Annotated in this window: 20 protein-coding genes; 2 read left to right on the top strand and 18 right to left on the bottom strand. The window is 41.6% G+C overall.

Translation table 11 applies throughout. The features are described from left to right. Positions 1-20: 20 nt before the first annotated feature. The 10 genes from FPV17_RS22165 to FPV17_RS04685 all read right to left on the bottom strand — a co-directional run bounded on the left by FPV17_RS22165 (position 21) and on the right by FPV17_RS04685 (position 7644). Positions 21-230: an acyl-CoA synthetase family protein gene (locus FPV17_RS22165; protein WP_281284332.1), complete on the bottom strand. Its 210-nt coding sequence runs from the start codon at positions 228-230 to the stop codon at positions 21-23. After that, positions 170-331 carry an acyl-CoA synthetase family protein gene (locus FPV17_RS22360; RefSeq protein ID WP_281284331.1) on the bottom strand — a complete coding sequence of 54 codons (162 nt, stop codon included), beginning with the start codon at positions 329-331 and terminating at the stop codon, positions 170-172. Before FPV17_RS22360 ends, FPV17_RS22165 begins: the two co-directional genes overlap by 61 nt. Continuing rightward, positions 307-852 (bottom strand): phenylacetate--CoA ligase family protein, encoded by a 546-nt coding sequence (locus FPV17_RS22160; protein ID WP_246117129.1) that lies wholly within the window; start codon positions 850-852, stop codon positions 307-309. The genes FPV17_RS22360 and FPV17_RS22160 overlap by 25 nt, the downstream gene beginning before the upstream one ends. Positions 853-1181: 329 nt before the next feature. Continuing rightward, entirely contained in the window at positions 1182-1715 is a 534-nt protein-coding gene (locus FPV17_RS04715; RefSeq protein ID WP_035393032.1) for a dihydrofolate reductase family protein, read from the bottom strand. Between the two features lie 117 nt (positions 1716-1832). Continuing rightward, positions 1833-3194 carry an NADP-specific glutamate dehydrogenase gene (gene gdhA / locus FPV17_RS04710; RefSeq protein WP_144558323.1) on the bottom strand — a complete coding sequence of 454 codons (1362 nt, stop codon included), beginning with the start codon at positions 3192-3194 and terminating at the stop codon, positions 1833-1835. A 91-nt stretch (positions 3195-3285) separates the two neighbouring features. After that, entirely contained in the window at positions 3286-3477 is a 192-nt protein-coding gene (locus FPV17_RS04705) for a hypothetical protein (RefSeq protein ID WP_035393034.1), read from the bottom strand. A gap of 138 nt (positions 3478-3615) precedes the next feature. Continuing rightward, entirely contained in the window at positions 3616-5403 is a 1788-nt protein-coding gene (locus FPV17_RS04700; RefSeq protein WP_186370734.1) for a S9 family peptidase, read from the bottom strand. A 75-nt stretch (positions 5404-5478) separates the two neighbouring features. Continuing rightward, positions 5479-6342, bottom strand: a complete 864-nt coding sequence (locus FPV17_RS04695) for a peptidoglycan DD-metalloendopeptidase family protein (RefSeq protein WP_052007495.1) — start codon at positions 6340-6342, stop codon at positions 5479-5481. A gap of 125 nt (positions 6343-6467) precedes the next feature. Beyond that, the gene (locus FPV17_RS04690) at positions 6468-7085 is read right to left on the bottom strand and encodes an NUDIX hydrolase (protein ID WP_144558321.1); all 618 of its coding nucleotides are present in this window, start codon (positions 7083-7085) and stop codon (positions 6468-6470) included. Positions 7086-7215: 130 nt separating this feature from the next. Continuing rightward, positions 7216-7644 carry a stage II sporulation protein P gene (locus tag FPV17_RS04685; RefSeq protein WP_035393036.1) on the bottom strand — a complete coding sequence of 143 codons (429 nt, stop codon included), beginning with the start codon at positions 7642-7644 and terminating at the stop codon, positions 7216-7218. 190 nt (positions 7645-7834) lie between these two features. Between FPV17_RS04685 and FPV17_RS04680 the strand changes: the two genes are divergently transcribed. Next, positions 7835-7975 carry a lmo0937 family membrane protein gene (locus FPV17_RS04680; protein ID WP_144558320.1) on the top strand — a complete coding sequence of 47 codons (141 nt, stop codon included), beginning with the start codon at positions 7835-7837 and terminating at the stop codon, positions 7973-7975. Positions 7976-8114: 139 nt separating this feature from the next. Here FPV17_RS04680 and cysI read toward each other — a convergent pair whose 3' ends face one another. Genes cysI through FPV17_RS04640 form a run of 8 tightly spaced genes read right to left on the bottom strand, consistent with a single transcriptional unit; the run spans position 8115 to position 16867 of the window. Continuing rightward, the gene (gene cysI / locus FPV17_RS04675) at positions 8115-9836 is read right to left on the bottom strand and encodes an assimilatory sulfite reductase (NADPH) hemoprotein subunit (protein WP_144558319.1); all 1722 of its coding nucleotides are present in this window, start codon (positions 9834-9836) and stop codon (positions 8115-8117) included. Positions 9837-9849: 13 nt separating this feature from the next. Further along, positions 9850-11676: an assimilatory sulfite reductase (NADPH) flavoprotein subunit gene (locus FPV17_RS04670; RefSeq protein WP_144558318.1), complete on the bottom strand. Its 1827-nt coding sequence runs from the start codon at positions 11674-11676 to the stop codon at positions 9850-9852. 13 nt (positions 11677-11689) lie between these two features. Then, complete coding sequence (locus FPV17_RS04665; protein ID WP_144558317.1) at positions 11690-12319, bottom strand: precorrin-2 dehydrogenase/sirohydrochlorin ferrochelatase family protein; 630 nt, start codon at positions 12317-12319, stop codon at positions 11690-11692. Then, complete coding sequence (locus tag FPV17_RS04660; protein WP_035393038.1) at positions 12316-13080, bottom strand: sirohydrochlorin chelatase; 765 nt, start codon at positions 13078-13080, stop codon at positions 12316-12318. The genes FPV17_RS04665 and FPV17_RS04660 overlap by 4 nt, the downstream gene beginning before the upstream one ends. Beyond that, the gene (gene cobA / locus FPV17_RS04655; protein WP_144558316.1) at positions 13031-14416 is read right to left on the bottom strand and encodes a uroporphyrinogen-III C-methyltransferase; all 1386 of its coding nucleotides are present in this window, start codon (positions 14414-14416) and stop codon (positions 13031-13033) included. Before cobA ends, FPV17_RS04660 begins: the two co-directional genes overlap by 50 nt. An 11-nt stretch (positions 14417-14427) precedes the next feature. Next, positions 14428-15033 (bottom strand): adenylyl-sulfate kinase, encoded by a 606-nt coding sequence (gene cysC, locus FPV17_RS04650; RefSeq protein WP_144558315.1) that lies wholly within the window; start codon positions 15031-15033, stop codon positions 14428-14430. Further along, a complete protein-coding gene (gene sat / locus FPV17_RS04645) occupies positions 15030-16163 on the bottom strand; it encodes a sulfate adenylyltransferase (protein WP_144558314.1) in 1134 nt (377 codons plus the stop codon). Before sat ends, cysC begins: the two co-directional genes overlap by 4 nt. Beyond that, positions 16163-16867, bottom strand: a complete 705-nt coding sequence (locus FPV17_RS04640) for a phosphoadenylyl-sulfate reductase (protein ID WP_144560414.1) — start codon at positions 16865-16867, stop codon at positions 16163-16165. Before FPV17_RS04640 ends, sat begins: the two co-directional genes overlap by 1 nt. Before the next feature lie 302 nt (positions 16868-17169). Between FPV17_RS04640 and FPV17_RS04635 the strand changes: the two genes are divergently transcribed. Beyond that, positions 17170-17637, top strand: a complete 468-nt coding sequence (locus FPV17_RS04635; protein WP_052007498.1) for an Asp23/Gls24 family envelope stress response protein — start codon at positions 17170-17172, stop codon at positions 17635-17637. The last annotated feature ends 61 nt before the right edge of the window (positions 17638-17698 follow it).

The following is a 17698-nucleotide window of genomic DNA, read 5'->3' as shown; positions in this document are numbered from 1 at the left end:
CCTTCCCATTTTGAAAGGTACTATTTTATAATGCCTTCCTTTTTATTCTTTCGGTGGTCAATTACACGAATTGCTTTTCCTTCTGACCTTGGTATAGCATTCGGCACTTCCAATACAACTTCAATTGAAATGAGACAGGCTGATTTCAGCTTTTTTTCAAGTTCGAGCTTTAACGCCTTTGCATGAGCATGAGCATATTGTGGTTCACTTGTTGATAAAGAGAAACACACACCTCTACGTGAATTCGGACTGTTTCTAATGCGCCAACATACAATCGGTGAATTTGATAATGAGGGGTAAGGTTTTCTAATTCAATGAGCACACGTTCCATTTCAGAAGGGAAGGCTCAGCACCGAATATTCCGTATTTTAAACCAATTGAGGCTGGATCAATTCCTAAATTCTTCATGTTCTCGACCAAGTTAATCATGTAGGACGGCGTGGCACAAATTCCGTCTGGCTTTAAATCTTTTAACAATAAAATCTGCCGTGCTGTATGACCTCCTGAAGCCGGAATTGCAGAAGCACCTAGGGCTTCAATCCCTCGGTGTAAGCCTAATCCTCCGGTAAATAAACCATAACCATAAGCGTTATGTATAAAATCAGTTTTCCTCCCACCTGCTGCGACAATTGCTCTAGCAGTCATTACAGCCCAGTGGTTTAGATCGTTTTGTGTATACGCTACAATGGTCGGTTTTCCACTTGTGCCTGATGAAGCTTGAATACGTGCCATTTTCTCTCTTGGAACAGCTAGTAAGCCTAATGGGTAATGATGTCGTAAATCTTGCTTAGTTGTGAATGGTCGTTTCGTTACGTCTGAGATGGTTTGAATGTCTCGAGGTTGAATGCCCATGTGTATGAATTTGTCACGGTAAAAAGGGACGTTCTCAAAGACTGCTCTTACAGTCCTTACGAGGGCACCTGTTTGCCATTTTTGTCATTCTTTTCGCTAGCGGCTTCCATGTGAGGCGTATACATTTGTTTCTCATCCCCCTAGCGTCGTTATTAACTAACACTTATAAAACGGAAAACAAATATTCGTTATATTAATGAAGATAACACTTAATGAAAACGCTGTCAATTTATCCTTTTCCTTTTTGGTAGCTAAAAAGTGTACTTAAATGAGTTAGTTAGAAACAAAAAGAAGAAGACAATACACGTTCAAGTCTTCTTCACTACGTTTTACGCTTCTTTCTCTACTTTATAATGCAATTCAACAAATTGATTAAAGGTCTGCACTCCTAACAAGTTCAAATTCACATGATAGTCCCCTTCTTGAAACAACGCTATCCCTTCTCCAATCATTTTTGGCGCAACAGTGACAATGATTTCATCCACTAATTTTTCTTCTAAGCAAGTCTTAAGCAGATCGCCTCCCCCTACTAGCCAAATGGCCTCCCCTTCTTGTTGCTTCAATGTCGTTAAAAACGTTTTGACTTTCTCGTTTGTAAACTGAGCATGCGCATGCGCGAGAGTTTTCGAACGAGTAAATACATAGCTTTCTTTATCTTGATAAGGGTATTCGTCCATCTCGTTCTTTATCCAATCAAACGTTTTACGCCCCATCACAACAGTGTCTACAGTTTGGTAAAAATTCGAAAAACCATTATCACCTTCTCCTTCTACTGCAAATAACCAATCTAGCTTCTCTTCTTTTGTCGCTATATACCCATCCAAACTTGTCGCAATAAACAAAATCACCTTCCGTTTAGTCACTTTCTACCAACTCCTTTTGTTCGATACGTTTAGTCTATCCGAAAATGATGACAGTTCATGTCACATTAAAAAAGATTAATGATGATGGGTATCATTAATCTCCTGCTTCCGATAAAATTAGATAATTCCTTGGGCGACCATCACATCAGCGACTTTTCTAAATGCGGCAATATTTGCACCAGCTATGAAATCTCCTTCTAAGTCAAATTCCTTTGCAGCAGTAGCACTTTTCTCATAAATACTTGCCATAATCTCTTGTAACATGTTATCAATCTCTTCGAAAGACCAATAAACTCTTGAACTGTTTTGCGCCATTTCTAAAGCGGAAACCGCCACGCCACCAGCATTCGCTGCTTTACCAGGACCGAATTTAATCGTGTGTTTCTGAAAATACGTAATGGCTTTTTCTGTACAAGGCATATTCGCACCCTCTATCACAGCTATGACGCCATTCTGAACAAGAGCTTTTGCATCGTCTTCATCTAATTCATTTTGAGTGGCACAAGGAAAAGCAAGGTCACAGGACAGGTTCCACATACGGTCTTCCTCGTTATAGGTTGCATCTTGATCATGATCAAGATAAGCCGAAATGGGCTTGCGCTCTTGCTCTTTTACTTGCTTAATCGTTTTAACATCTAATCCTTCTTCCTTATAAATATACCCGCTTGAATCACTGCAAGCTACAACAACTGCCCCTAAGTCAACTGCCTTTTCCATTGCATATAAAGAGACTTTACCAGCCCCAGAGACGATGATGCGCTTTCCTTCTAGCTTGTCCTGTTCATCTTTCAGCATCTCTTCAGCAAAGTAAACCGCACCATATCCTGTAGATTCGGTACGCATTAAACTCCCGCCTACCTCTATTCCTTTACCTGTGAAAGCTCCTTTTTCAAAGGCACCACGTAGTCGCTTGTATTGACCGACCATATAATCAATCTCACGTCCTCCCACCCCAATATCTCCAGCAGGAACATCCACGTTTGGTCCAATATACTTGGACAACTCGTTCATAAAACTCTGTGTGAAGCGCATAATTTCCATATCAGATTTCCCTTTTGGATCAAAGTCTGCCCCACCTTTTCCACCACCAATTGCTTGATCGGTTAACGCATTTTTAAAAATTTGATCGAATCCAAGAAACTTCACAACACTTTCATTTACGGATGGATCAAAGCGTAGACCGCCCTTATAGGGACCGATCGCATTGTTGAACTGAACGCGATAGCCACGGTTTACGTGAATCTTTCCATCGTCATCCGTCCACGCCACCCGAAATGATATCAGTCTGTCTGGTTCCACCATTCGTTCTAAAATGGCATAATCCATATAGTGAGGTGATTGCTCGAACAATGGAATAAGAGACTTCGCTACTTCTTGCACCGCTTGATAAAATTCAGGCTGACTCTGATTTTTTTCTTTCACTTGATCAATAACCTGGTCAACATATGCTTTGGCATCTTGCTTTTTTATTGTAGTCATAAAACACGACCTCCTTCGCTCGTTTCTACACCTTCTCCCCTTTTTTTATTCTGGTTAAACGCAAACAGCAACCCCTTTTGAGGTTGTCCAACTATTCCGCTTCCTGTTCAACAAAATAGCGTTGATGCTTCTTTCGAAGAACTTGAATAGCAAAACCTATCGCAACAAATGCCATTAATAAAGAGAGCACAACAATCGTTGTACGAAGTGAAAGAATATCAATGGTTATCCCCGTTACGATTACGAGAAAAATTTGACCGATACTTTGTCCAAGTTGAATCATACTTGTGACTCGCCCCATCATCGTGACAGGAACATGATTTTGATAAAAGAAGGATGTTCATAACAATTAAATAAATAAAGTCACCAATAGAAGAAAGCCCCGTTGTCGTTAAAAGAAGAGCTGGTTGCTTCCAGCTCTTCATACGTGAAGATGTTCCTTTAAAAACCGAATTACCGTCTCATAGAGGGAAATGCGATTTTCTATTTTCGTAAATCCATGCCCTTCATCATCAAATACCAAGTATTCAATTTCGGTACCTTGTTTTTGAAGTGCCTCTACAATTTGATCTGATTCTTCCTTCACTACTCTAGGATCGTTTGCACCTTGCACAACGAGCATAGGTTTTGTCATTTTCTCCAGATAGGTAATAGGTGAATCTTTTACCAAACGGTCCTTATCTCGCTCTGGATGACCAACCCAACGATCCATGATTGGTTTCCACGATTCAGGTACCGTTTCAATAAAGCTAAATAAATTGGAAACCCCACAAATATCCACCGCTGCTTGAAACCGTTCTGGATGGCGTCCGTGAAGCAATAAAGTCATGTATCCACCGTAACTCCCACCTAAGACGATAACCTTGTCTGATTGTAGTTGGTCCTTTGATTCTAAATAATCTAATCCCTCAAGGATATCAAGACGTGGACCCTCTCCCCAGTCCCCCTCTACTAGCTTCGTAAAGCTTGCTCCATAACGAGTCGATCCTCGATAGTTTGGCGAGAATACTTGGTAGCCTTCATAAGCAAGAATTTGAGCCTGTGCATCATAGCTTAATACGTCTGCCCATTGAGGCCCTCCGTGTGGAAGCAACACCGTATAGCCATTCTTATTTTCTTTGTGTGGTTGATATAGAAGCGCTTCAATTTCTAAACCATCGTATGAGGGATAGCGAATGACTTCAGGCTCACTTAATTGCTCTTCCTCTAAGCCCATAATCCGTACATCTGTTAGCTGCATCCATTCGCTTTGCATGTATCGATAGATATTTTTCGGTTTAGTCGGTGTTGAACCGAGCACAATGAGTTCTCCTGAATTTGTCATTGTCAGCTTTTCCACAATAGTGACGGGCAATGAAACCTCATTAGAGGTACCTGTTTCAATGTCAAAAGAATAACATTTATCTTGTACACCCGCTGAAGCCACGACGTATAAGCTGGATTCATCCTTTGATAGAAGTACGCTTTTTATCGATTCTTGATCGAGTTGGAACACTTTTTCGAATGTCTTTGACTTTCGGTTGTACCGAGCAAGATAGCTAAACTCTTCTCCTGCATTCGTTGAGAAATAAACGGTTCCATCTTTTCCTAACGTACTATCCCCTGTCACATGCTCATTATCAGCACCAGGAATCAATGGCTCACTTTCTCCATTTTTCCATAAGTACCCAACAATCGATGTATTGCTGTAAAATTTAGCGTATGTAAATACCTGTTCATCTTCACTCAAAGCCGATAGATAAAGTCTTGCATCGTCTCCTTTTAACAACGTACGCTCTTGTTCTGTTTCAATGTCGTACGCACAAATATCAAAATACGTTTTGTTCGACTCATCAGATGTGTAATACAATCGTTTTCCATCTTCGGACTGGGCATGAACAAAAAAATGTGTGCCTGGAAGGGTTCGGACTGGCGTAAGTTCCCCACCTTTTAAAGGCAGTGCATAGATTTGTGGTTTTTCATCACCGTCATAATCAAAACTGGCAAGGATGTAGCTACCGTCCTTACTAAAGCGTAGATCGTACACACTTTGACCAATCGTTGTCAATTGGTATGGAAACCCTTTCTCTATTTCCAGCGCCCATAGTTCTGGCGCTCCTGTGAAATCAGCTTGAAAGACAATGGTTTTCGTATCAGGACTAACCGCAAATGTTTTAATGGAATACGTTTTTAGAAATGCACGTACGTCTGGCTTTTTAAATGGTATCATGTCCATCGCTCCTTCTATTTCCATTGGATAGAATCATTTTAACTTTCAGTTTTTTAAAAGAAAGGACTCCTCATCCTACACGCAAACGAACGTACCTCTTACAGGTTCCTTTTCGCTTTTTATTCGAATAGATGCCGCACGATACGGGTCAAGACCATTCATCACATGAAAATGGATATGAGGTTCAGAAGTATGACCAGAATTGCCACATTGTCCAAGTAAAGCCCCTTGCTCTACTACATCTCCTTCTCTTACGGTTATGCTATTTTCTTTTAAATGACAAATGAGGCTGTATTCATCCTGCTCATGGGCTAGAATCACATAGTTTCCAAACGGTTCTGTTTCGTTTGTCATCGTCCCCGGCGTCACATCCTTTTGATTCGATACAACGGTTGCAACCGTTCCTTTATAAGGTGCAAATACTTCTTTGCCAAACGCATAATAGTTTTCATTTTGATCAGGTGAACCATCGAATGTAAAGCCATTACGGTTAACGACAAAATCATACGCATAACGCTGTGATTCAATTGGGTAATGGTAATTGACGATTTCATTTTGTCCACCCCAAAATGTCAGCCATTCTCCTTTAAAAGGAAATTGATAGGTGTTCGCTGTAACAACATTGTCGCTGTTAGCATTCATGTTTACGGGCATAAAATGAAGGAGATGAATACGTCCATCTTCTGTAAACCAAGCGCGAATGCCAAGTCGTTCTTCTCTCGCCAACCATTGGTGTTCCACAAACTCCTGTAAAGTCATCTTAGAAACCAATTCGAACGTGGGATTATTCTCCATAACCTCTTCGCAAATAGCTTCAAGCGCTTCATAGCTTAGTTCTGCTTGGTAATCCGCACTTAATTGCTGATAAATAGATCCATAGTCTTTCTGTTGTAAGTTCTCTATGAAATGCGAGGGTGTCACATTGACCATTTTTTTCATTTTTTCACACTCCATGTCACATTAATCTACTTTCTTTACTTTGTTTCTATGAAAAAGGTTTCATTTTATTTTAGACAGGCGCCACCGTTTTTGTAAATGCTGTTCCAAGTTTTGTCACGACTTATTCAATCAAAATACGGTAGTCGATTCGGTTCACTCATAAAAGCAAACATGGATAAAATCTGTTCTTCCGTATTACGGCTCGTTGATAGTTCAGGCAACTCGCTCTTAGAAAAAAACATCACTTGATCGGTTTCAGGACCTCTTGAAGCAGTTCCGTTCATAATGTCGCATTGTAAGAACACTTTATAATAGTGAAAGGGCTGGGGAGGATGTCCATGCTTTTGCATATCATAAAGCGCTAAAAGCTTGCTTGCCTTCGTACGAAACCCTGCTTCTTCAAAAATCTCTTTCTCGACATTTTCCTTTGCCGACAGTCCCACATCACAAAAACCTCCAGGTAATGACCACTTTTGTTCTGCTTTTTCACGCACTAACAAGATTTTTCCATGTTGAAAGATAACGCCACGAACATCCACTTTTGGGGTCTGATAACCCGATTCTTTAGCAAATAACGCTTTAACCACCTCTGTATCTACATCTCCATAAGTAGCTAGAATGTCTGCACTTAAATCAAGTAATTCATTGTATCGTTCTTGATCGAACGGATCCTTTGAAAAAGCTCTTCCTGATTGTGCAATCCCTTGGATTTGTTTCGCCCATAACAACCATTTCGGTTCCATTTTTAGTATTCACCTCATTTAAAGATCCCTTGTTCCTTTTTCTACCATTTGAGTTTGTACCTAGAATAGAGAAATGTCAATCGTCAACAGAGCAAGCCCAAAAAACGCTTGTCGCTAAACGGACAAACGCCTACTGCTCGAGCTGATCGATTAGTTCTTTCACTAATGACAACGAGTTCTCTAATTCTTCACTTGTGTTATCAACGCCCCCAATATTCAATTTCACATGACGTTGCTGTAGAGATGAATCGGCTTTAGCGATAATCCCTCGACTTAAACCGGGTTCCCTTTCTTCCAGTTCCAAGTGGAGTTCTTCTGCCAACAAAAGCAATTCTTCACCATACGCAGAAGCCGTATCAATCTCAATAAGGATTCTCGCTTGGCTACCTTCTTTCGTAGCCAAAGTAGAGTACGCTTTTGATAACTGTTCTTCTCCTACTCGATAATCTACTTCTAATATAGAGCTTGTCCAATCTACTTCTATGCTGTCTCCAGGTTCACGTTCTCCGCCTAAAAACAAAGGCATAATTAACAGACTCGTTATCAACCATTTGTGCACAACTCGTCCCCCTTGCAAAAAAGTGCTGTGTCAGTATTCTATGAAAGGAATGTTCATAATATGTCTTTTTTCTTTTAAAGGGGGTACTTGTTCACATGGAGATTCGAATGAATTGCAGCAAATGTTTATCTGCTTAAACAATAGGGGATGATACTAGTATTACATTATGTTAAATAGGGAGGAATTCATTATGCTTTGGACCATTCTTGGTATTATCCTTGCTGTCTGGCTCGTCGGACTTGTGCTTGATGTTGCTGGTGGCTTTATTAATTTACTTCTGATTGTTGCATTAATTGTATTAATCATTCAGCTTGTGAAAGGTCGAAAATAACGATACCCCGACACCGTTTATTGTGTCGGGGTTTTGTTTTCGTTTCTTAATGGCTCTCTTTCATACTAGCTTTGTCCAACAGCTAAGCCAAAACATGCCAAGACAACAGTTTATCCTAGGAAAAGAAAGCGTCGGCTCACTAGTTATGAAAATCCGTTCCTGATTCTGTCTTCTTAATGTAACCAGAACGAATGACGAAATCGCCAAAGCGCTCGTTTTCTGTACGTCTTTTTGAATAATCATGAATGATTGGAGACAACGTATCGAGAATTTCCGCTTCGCCGATGTTTTCCTTATACATTTTACTGAGACGCTCTCCGGCAAAACCTGCACCTAAATAAAGATTGTACTTCCCTGGCGCTTTTCCAATAAAACCAATTTCAGCTATTGCCGCACGGGAACAGCCATTAGGACAGCCAGCCATTCGAATGGTAATATCTTCATCTTTTAAGCCTGCATCATCTAGTACATATTCAAGCTTTGTCACAAGAGAGGGGAGATACCGTTCTGATTCTGCCATCGCTAAGCCACATGTAGGGAAGGCTACGCACGCCATTGAATTTCTTCGTAATCCCGATGTATACGTACCATCTGATAACCCATACTGTTCAATTAACGCTGTTAGTTGTTTTTTCTTCGCCGTTGTCACATTGCTAATGATGACGTTTTGGTTTCCTGTTAAACGAAAATCCCCTGTATGAACCTTGGCAATTTCTCGCAAACCAGTCATCAGTTGATAGTCAGCGTCGTCTTTAATTCGGCCGTTTTGTACAAATAATGTAAAATGCCACCGTCCACGAATGCCCTTTGTCCACCCATAACGATCCCCATTATGATCAAATTGAAACGATTTTGCTTCGCCAAGCTGCCAACCTAAGCGATCACGAAGTTCAGACACCAACCAATCAAGGCCACGCTTATCAATTGTATATTTGAAGCGCGCATATTTCCGCTCGGAACGATTACCGTAGTCCCGCTGGATCGTAATGAGCTTTTCTGCAATTTCTACCATTTGATCTGGTTTGCAAAAGCCAATGACACGCCCAAGCTGAGGATAGGTTTGTTTATCGCCATGGGTCATCCCCATGCCTCCACCGACAGCAACGTTAAAGCCTTGTAACTTCCCATCTTCAATAACGGCAATATAGCCAATGTCTTGAGAAAAGACATCCACATCATTCGCTGGTGGAATGGCTACGCCAATTTTAAATTTTCGAGGGAGATAGAGCGCTCCATACATCGGTTCCAATTCTTCTTGCTTCGGTGTCTCTGCCACTTTCTCTTCATCGAGCCATATTTCATGATAAGCTCGTGTTTTCGGTAACAAGTCATCGCTTAATTTCCGCGCATACTCATATACCTCTTGGTGATACTCCGATTGATAAGGGTTCGGCGTAATCATGACATTTCGGTTCACATCTCCACACGCTGCAATCGTGTCCATTAAAGCCTCGTTTATGCCTTGAATGCTCTTTTTCATATTCCATTTTAAAATGCCGTGCATTTGAAACGTTTGTCGCGTCGTTAACCGTAATGTGCCATTTCCATACTCGTGCGCAAGTTCATCCATTTTTAGCCACTGTTCAGGTGTTGCCACCCCTCCCGGTAATCGAACTCGAACCATGAATTGGTAAGCAGGCTCAAGCTTTTGCTGTCTTCGTTCCTCTCTTAAGTCACGATCATCTTGCAAATAACTGCCGTGGAATTTCATTAAGCGGTTATCATCATCATTAATACCTGACGAAATCGGTTCTGCCAGCGCCTCTGTTAGCGTTCCACGTAAATAATTGCTTTCGCGTTTTATCCGCTCTACGTCACTCGGAGGTCCATCCTGTGCCTGAATTGCGTCTTTATTCGTCAATTATATCCCTCCATTAATATACGTCTCGCAAGTAGCGGTTTTGCTGCTGCATTGTCGTTAAATACGCGACTGCTTCTTCCTCTGTTTTCTGACCTTCGTCTTGTATAATTTCAATCAGTGTATCTTGTACGTCTTTTGCCATGTGTTTTTCGTCTCCACATACATACACATAAGCACCGTCCTCTAACCATGTGAATAGTTCAGACCCATGCTCTTTCATCCGGTGCTGTACATACACTTTCTCCGCTGTATCCCGCGAGAATGCCACATCCATTTTCGAGAGAACACCGTCTTTTAACCAGCGTTGAAAATCAGTTTGATACAGAAAATCCGTTGTGAAGTGCTGATCGCCGAAAAACAACCAAGCTGGGCTTTCACTACCACGCTCGTCTCGTTCTTCTAAAAAGGCACGAAACGGTGCTACACCTGTTCCTGGACCGATCATAATAATGGGTGCTTCTTCACTTGGCAAACGGAAGCTTTCATTTTTTTGTATGAAAATAGATACTGTATCACCTGGTTCTTTCCGCTCTGCACATTCCACAGAACATACCCCAGATCGACTTCGTCCATTTGCATCATAGCGTACAGCCCCAATGGTTAAATGGACTTCTTCTGGTTCTGCTTCGTAACTACTTGCGATGGAATACAAGCGAGGTGGGATCTTTCTTAGAATCGCAGCAAAATTTGCTGCTCCTGCGTTCCAAGGGCCGAAGTCTTCGTACAAATCCAGAAGATCACGTCCTTCTAGATAAGCTTTTAATTCTTCTGCATGATCTGGTTGAAGCAATGTCTTTAATGCTTGATTATCTGTCAGCAATGAGGCTTTTTCCAATAGAGGCTTTGTGAGCACCGTAATTTCAAAGTGACAACAAAGTGCATTCTTTAATGGTGCTACATCGCCTTTTTTGTTAATGGTAACTGCCTCTTCTTCATCCCAGCCTGTTGTCTCTAATAATGCTTCCACAAGCGCTTGATCATTCTCCGGAAAAATACCAACGCTATCTCCAGGTGCATAAGATAGTCCCGATCCCTCAAGTGACAATTCTAGATGTCGGGTTTCTTTGGCTGAGCCTCGTCCATTTAAATTCAGATTGGTAAGCACCTCTGCTTGGAACGGGTTTGAACGAGAATAAGTCGTGCTTGTTGCGGATGCTGCTTGTGTTTCTGTTTGAACCACACCCTCCGGTTCTCCGCTTTGTTCAGCTAAGCTTTTCACCACCCCTGTTATCCATTCATTTGCTTCTTCATCAAAATCAAGATCGCAATCAACACGAGGATATAACCGGGTTCCACCTAATTCTGTTAAACGCTCATCAAAGTCTTTTCCTGTCTGACAGAAAAATTCATAAGATGAGTCTCCTAACGCAAGGACTGAATAGGCCAACCCTTCTAATTTAGGCGCTTTTCTACTATATAAAAATTCGTGGAAGGTAATTGCATGATCTGGTGGTTCACCTTCTCCATGTGTACTAACAACAATGAGCAACTGCTTAACATCTTTTAATTGTTTTGGCTTGTATGTATGCATAGACGACAAAATCACGTCTACGCCTTGTTCTTTTAACTGAGTTGCTGCAAGCTCTGCTAGCTGTTGACTATTCCCTGTTTGGGAACCATATAAAATCGTTACCTCACCCTTCGCTGCGATCGCGTCTTCTTTTGTTGGCTCGCTCTTCACCTCCGCACTAGCCGCTACTTCTGTACTCGCTGAGCTTCCTGACGCTGCCATAAAACCACTCAGCCAAACTTTTTGCTCTGGCGTTAAGGTTGGTAGTAATTGATTTAGCCATTCAACTTGTTGTTGAGTAAATGGACTATTCGTTGGTTGCAACTGCAAATTCTTCCACCTCTTATCTTCTCTCTTTTTCTACTAACGCGCACGCCTCGTTTAACCACTCTTCCCGGTTAGGGTTTCTCAAACGGTCCTTTGACGCTAATTCTTTTAACAGCTTTAGCTTAGCTTGCCTTTCTCCTTTTTGAGCGAGTATTCTTTTTCTCGCTTGCTGTAAAAATTGTAAATCCTCAGCTGCATGTGTAGGCAAGACGGCTTCAAGTGTTTCTTTTAATTGTTTTGTGTACGATGGGCTTGCGCCGGCTGTCGATACGCTCACACTTAATAACCCTTTTTGGATGGATGCTGGTACATAGAAACTGCCATCTTGTGCTACATCGCAACGATAAATCATTTGGCGAGGTGCTTTGTTTCGCTTAAACCCATCATGTAAAGCGGAATTATTGGTACAAAGAAAAACCCAATCCGCTAAAAAACATTCTTCATATGTTCCTTCACGTGCTTCCCACGTAACTTTGTGTGAACGAAGAAGTTCATCCCAATCACCCTCCAAACGCGGGGTAACGAGATGAATGTGCGCTCCAGCATCAACGAGCGATTGCGTGCGTTTCTTCGCAACCATTCCTCCTCCAACGACCGTTATTGATAATTGCGAAACTTGAATCATGTAAGGAAGGGCATGGCTCATAGGATAACCGGCTCCATTTCGATCGCTTCTTTTGCCCGTGCTTCTAGTACACCTTCTAAACCAAAATCGAATCCTAGAAAATCACAGAGAATGTAGTTTGTATCTGTTCCTTCATTTCGTACTCCAATTCGTTCTTCTAGTTCATTCATTAGTACACCTGTAAATAATAAATACGGCAACACGTAAACGTTCTTTGCACGTAATTGCTCACACTTCAATAACCCTTGCTCTACAGTTGGTGTTGTCGCAGCAAGAAAGGCTATTTCCACGTTATCACACGCTAGACGTTCATATAAAAGTCGTCCAATTTTTGCTACATCACTCGGTTGGTTTCCATCACTTGATCCTCGTCCAATGACTAAAATAGTCGTCCCCTCTTCACGTATACCGTTCATTGCTTGTAACCCTGCCCGTTGAAGACGATCAATAGCTACTTGAATGACATCCTGATGAATGCCAAAAGGGCGCCCATATGTAAATGCTATCGATGGGTACCGTCTCTTCGCTTTTCTCAATTCATCTGGAATATCTTTGTTGGCATGGTACGCCGTTAATAACAGAACCGGAACAACAGCAATTTTTGTCGCCCCTGCCTGTATACAACGGTCAATGCCTTCTTGAATCGTCGGCGCGGTTAACTCGATAAAGGCGAACGTTTGAAAATGAGAAAAGGATGGCTTTATACGATCAATGAACGTTTTAAACTGCTCATTACCCGTTTGAACTCGGCTGCCATGACCGACGTAAAGAACGGCTTGCACGGTTTATCACCTTCCCTTGCCTTGCATATAACCACTGCCCTAACACGCTGGAGGTGGGAGCGCTCACTTGAACTCCATGAAACCCTAGTGTCAGCAACGCTTTTACCACTTCCTCTTTGTTGCTATAGATTGGAAGTTCCCTTAATTCAGGGTACTGTTCAACGACCTTAAGTAAGCTTGGTAGTTGTTGAGAAGACGATAGAATAATAGCTGTAATCGATTGCTCCTCTTGTAAACGTTCTAGAATAACTTTTGTTGCAGTTGTCCACGTTCGTTCCAAATGTAAAAACGAAGACCACTCCTCTACTTCCTCCTCTAACGGAGAGGATAAAAGACCATAGTGCTTAAGCGCATCCTGGGCGCTTGCCGTCATAGCCACAAGGTTGAGCGAAACCGTCCGAATATCCACCATATCTTCTCTTAACTGTTGAATAAACACTTCTACGTCATCGCTAGAATAAAAGAAAACGCCATTTCCATCCCTTCGAAGCGCTACTTTAGGAGCGAATGCCTCCGCACCTGCTTGTCTTAAATCGCTTACTAAGGTTGAGGCATCTTCTGTTAACACAAGTGGATAATGCCCAAATAAAGGCCGATCCTCAAACCAACTTTTCCCCTCATAAAGCTCAGCTACTTTACCGACAAGCGTAATGGCTGGGTTCCCAATACCGTGACTCTTTACTTCTTCAACAATAGTCGCTAACGTTGCTTTCACCACTTTTTGCTTGCTCGTCGTTCCCCATTGAATGCATAAGACGCTTTCATTTTCAAGACGACCATGTTGAATAAAGTTCTCAACAATTCGCGGAAGATTTTTTACCCCCATATAAAAAGCAACCGTGTCAATTTTAGCAAGCCCTGACCAGTCCAGTTCAAGTGAATTCTCTTTTTGACTGTGCCCGGTTGCGACCGCAAAACTCGTACCCTTCGTTCGATGGGTAACTGGAACATTTGCATAAGCTGGTACCGCAATGCCAGATGTGATACCTGGTATAATTTCAAACGGGACTTGATAACGCTCTAAAAACGCTGCCTCTTCTCCTACCCGGCCAAATACACTAGGATCGCCTCCCTTTAACCGAACGACGGTTTGATGAATATCGGCTTGACGTACCAGTTCATCGTGAATGGCCTCTTGCCTTAAAATGTGGCGATTTGGGAGCTTACCGACATAAATCAACTCGGCTCCATCTTTTACTTCCTCTAGAAGTAAAGGGTTGACAAGCCTGTCGTACAGTACCACATCAGCTTGTCGCAATCGCTTCATTCCTTTATAACTAATAAGCCCAATATCCCCGGGACCTGCTCCAATAAGGTAAACGGTTCCTCTACTCATGTGTTGCCCCCTTACCTTACAATCTGTTTTTCCTTTAAATAGTTCACCAGTTTTTCTACCGATTGTTCAATGGTTTCCTTTGCCGTGTCTACAACAATCTCTGGATGACTCGGTGCTTCATAAGGCGAACTAATACCTGTGAAGTGTGGAATTTCTCCTGCCCTTGCTTTTTTATACAAGCCTTTTACATCTCGCTTTTCACACTCTTCTAAATCGCATTTGACATACACTTCAATAAATTCATTTTCAGCAAAACGCTCCCGTACACGTTGACGATCATTTTCAAATGGCGAAATAAAAGCTGTTGATACAATGGTGCCCGCATCAACAAACAATTTACTCACTTCGCCAATACGACGAATATTCTCTACTCTATCAGCATCAGTGAATCCTAAATCTTGATTCAGTCCTTGGCGAATGTTATCCCCGTCTAACACGTAGCTGTTTAAGTGATTGTTATATAGCACTTGATCAAGAGCATTGGCTAACGTTGATTTACCTGATCCAGACAAGCCAGTAAACCAAAGTAAACAGCTTTTATGATTGTTTTTCGTTTGGCGGTCTTCTTTTGTAATCGTTGCTTCATGCCAAACAAGATTGTCAACCGATTTACTCATGCACCTGCCTCCTGCTGACCACGAATTAAAATTTCAACGACTTCTTTCCGACTAAATTCCGCTGGTGGCAGTTCCCCTTTTGCTAACATCTCACGAACCTTTGTACCAGATAGAATGACATGCTGAGTACGCTCATGTGGACACGTTTTAGACGATGCCATGTTACCGCATGCTTTGCAGAAGAAACTGTGCTCAAAGAAAAGGGGTTTGATGCCTAATTCATCCGGCTTAAATTCCTTAAAAATCTCCTGTGCGTCATAGGTTCCATAATAATTTCCTACACCAGCATGATCACGCCCAACGATAAAATGCGTGCAGCCGTAATTTTTTCGAACAAGCGCATGGAAGATTGCTTCTCTTGGGCCTGCATAGCGCATAGCAGCTGGAAAAACAGACAAATGAACACGCTCTTGAGGATAGTAGTTTGCTAGCAAAACCTCATAACTTTCCATTCTAACGTCTGCTGGAATATCTCCTGCCTTCGTTTCTCCAACAAGTGGATTTAAGAATAACCCGTCCACCGTTTCTAGCGCTGCTTTTTGTATGTATTCATGAGCACGGTGAACCGGATTGCGTGTTTGAAAACCAACAACGGTTTTCCAACCCTTTTCAGCAAACTGTTCCCGGGTTTCCGCTGGATCAAGATAATAAGAACCGAACTGCTCCCGTTCTAATCGTTTTATTAGTACAATATCGCCACCGACGTACACACTCGGTCTAGAAAAGAGCTTTGCAACTCCTGGATGCTCCGTGTCCTCGGTTTGGTACACGTGCTTCGCTTCTCGCTTTTTATCAGGTTGATAGATGGTTTCAATCGTAATCACACCATAAACGTCGCCTTTATACACAAGCTTGGCTTTTGTATGATTTTTCAATAATTCTGCCTTTTGCTGATTAACTGGTAATGTGATGGGAATACTCCATGGTGCGCCATTAACTAAACGCATGCTGTCAACAACTGATTGATAGTCTTCTTCATTTAAAAAACCTGTTAACGGTGAAAACCCCCCAATTCCAATTAACTCTAAATCCGACAGAGCAAAACCATCCAGTTCAATCTCTGCCTCTATCCCTTTTATTGCGTAAGTTGGATCGTAAAGCTGTACAAGTTCCTTCTCTTTTACCACCATTATTTTTCCCCTTTCGTCGGTGCGTGTAGTCCACATTCTGTCTTTTGGTTGCCTTGCCAGCGCCCACTACGATTGTCCTGACCTGGCATAACCGGTTTCGTACAATAGGTGCAGCCAATACTTGGATAATGCTGGTCGTGAAGCGGATTGTAAGGAAGTCTGTGGAGCTCGATGTACATCCAAATTTCTTCTTCTGTCCAATGGATAAGTGGGCAAATCTTCACTTTTTTAAATCGATTATCTTGATTAATAAATTCAGTATTCGCTCTTGTAGGTGACTGCTCCCTGCGTAAGCCAGACAACCACGCATCAAACGGTGCCATTTCCCGCTCCAGCACATCTAATTTCCGGATTTGACAACATTGATCGGGATTTGTTAACCAAAGCTTCGCTCCAAATTGGTTCTCCTGCTCTTCTGGTGTAAGGGATGATTTCGCTAACTTGATCTTCATATGAGGATACCGTTGCTTGACTTTTTCAATAAGGTCATACGTTTCTTTAAAATGGAAGTCTGTATCTAAAAAAAGGATTTGTGCGTCTTTTTGGACTTTGGACAGTAAATCAAGCATGACCATTGCTTCTGCCCCAAAGCTACACGCATAGACAAGGTTCTTTCCATAAGTTTCGTGAGCAAAACGTAAAATATCAATACTATCCCGACTCTTCAACTTCGAATTAAGAATCGCATAATCCCCATTTTGCATTTCTTTATAGAGATAGCTCAATCGCGCTCCTCCTTCTCTATCATTCGTATTATTCCGATAATCCCTTGTATTTTAATATGATTTAAGAAAATTCTACTCTTGATTAAATAGACTGTCAACTACTTATTTTCTAATAATTCTTTCTGTAAGCTGACTATTTTTCTTCACTCACACTTTTGTTAGCAGCGGAATTGTAGGAAGTTTCGTAACGCAAATGTTTAATCTTGTTAAAGAACGGTTACACACAGGATAAGTCATCGTTCCTACTCGGTAGGATTAACGATAAAAAGGAGTGATACAAAATGGCCACAACAATTCGTTCAACAGAAAAAACAACTGAACAAATAGAACAGGAACAACAGAATACGCAACAAGAAAATCGTAATCACTTAACCTACGATGATGAAGTCATAAAAAAAATTGCCGCATTAGCAACAATTGAAACAGACGGTATTCTCGGTATGAGCGGAAGCTTCTTCCAAGGAATGAAAGAGACATTCGGCAGAGAAGAAAGTATTACAAAAGGCATTCGCGCAGACGTCGGCGAAAAGCAAGTAGCCATTGACCTTGAAGTATATGTTGAATACGGAAAGAGCATTCCAGCTATTTATAAGGATATTAAAGAGAGTGTAGCAAGAAATATTCACCAAATGACTGGATTAGAGCTTGTTGAATTTAATATGAATGTAGACGACGTTTTTACACGTGAAGAATTTGAAGATAACCGCTCAAGTTCAAAATCACGACCGGATTCAAACCGAGTTGAATAAGGCGCAAACCAAAAAAAGCTGCTTTAGTGGGGTAAACCCTCTAAAACAGCTTTTTTATTAA

Source organism: Shouchella miscanthi, from assembly GCF_007725405.1.
Taxonomy (GTDB): domain Bacteria; phylum Bacillota; class Bacilli; order Bacillales; family Bacillaceae_D; genus Shouchella; species Shouchella hunanensis.
Note: the sequence above shows the minus strand (reverse complement) of the source record. Positions and strands in the feature narration are given on the sequence as shown.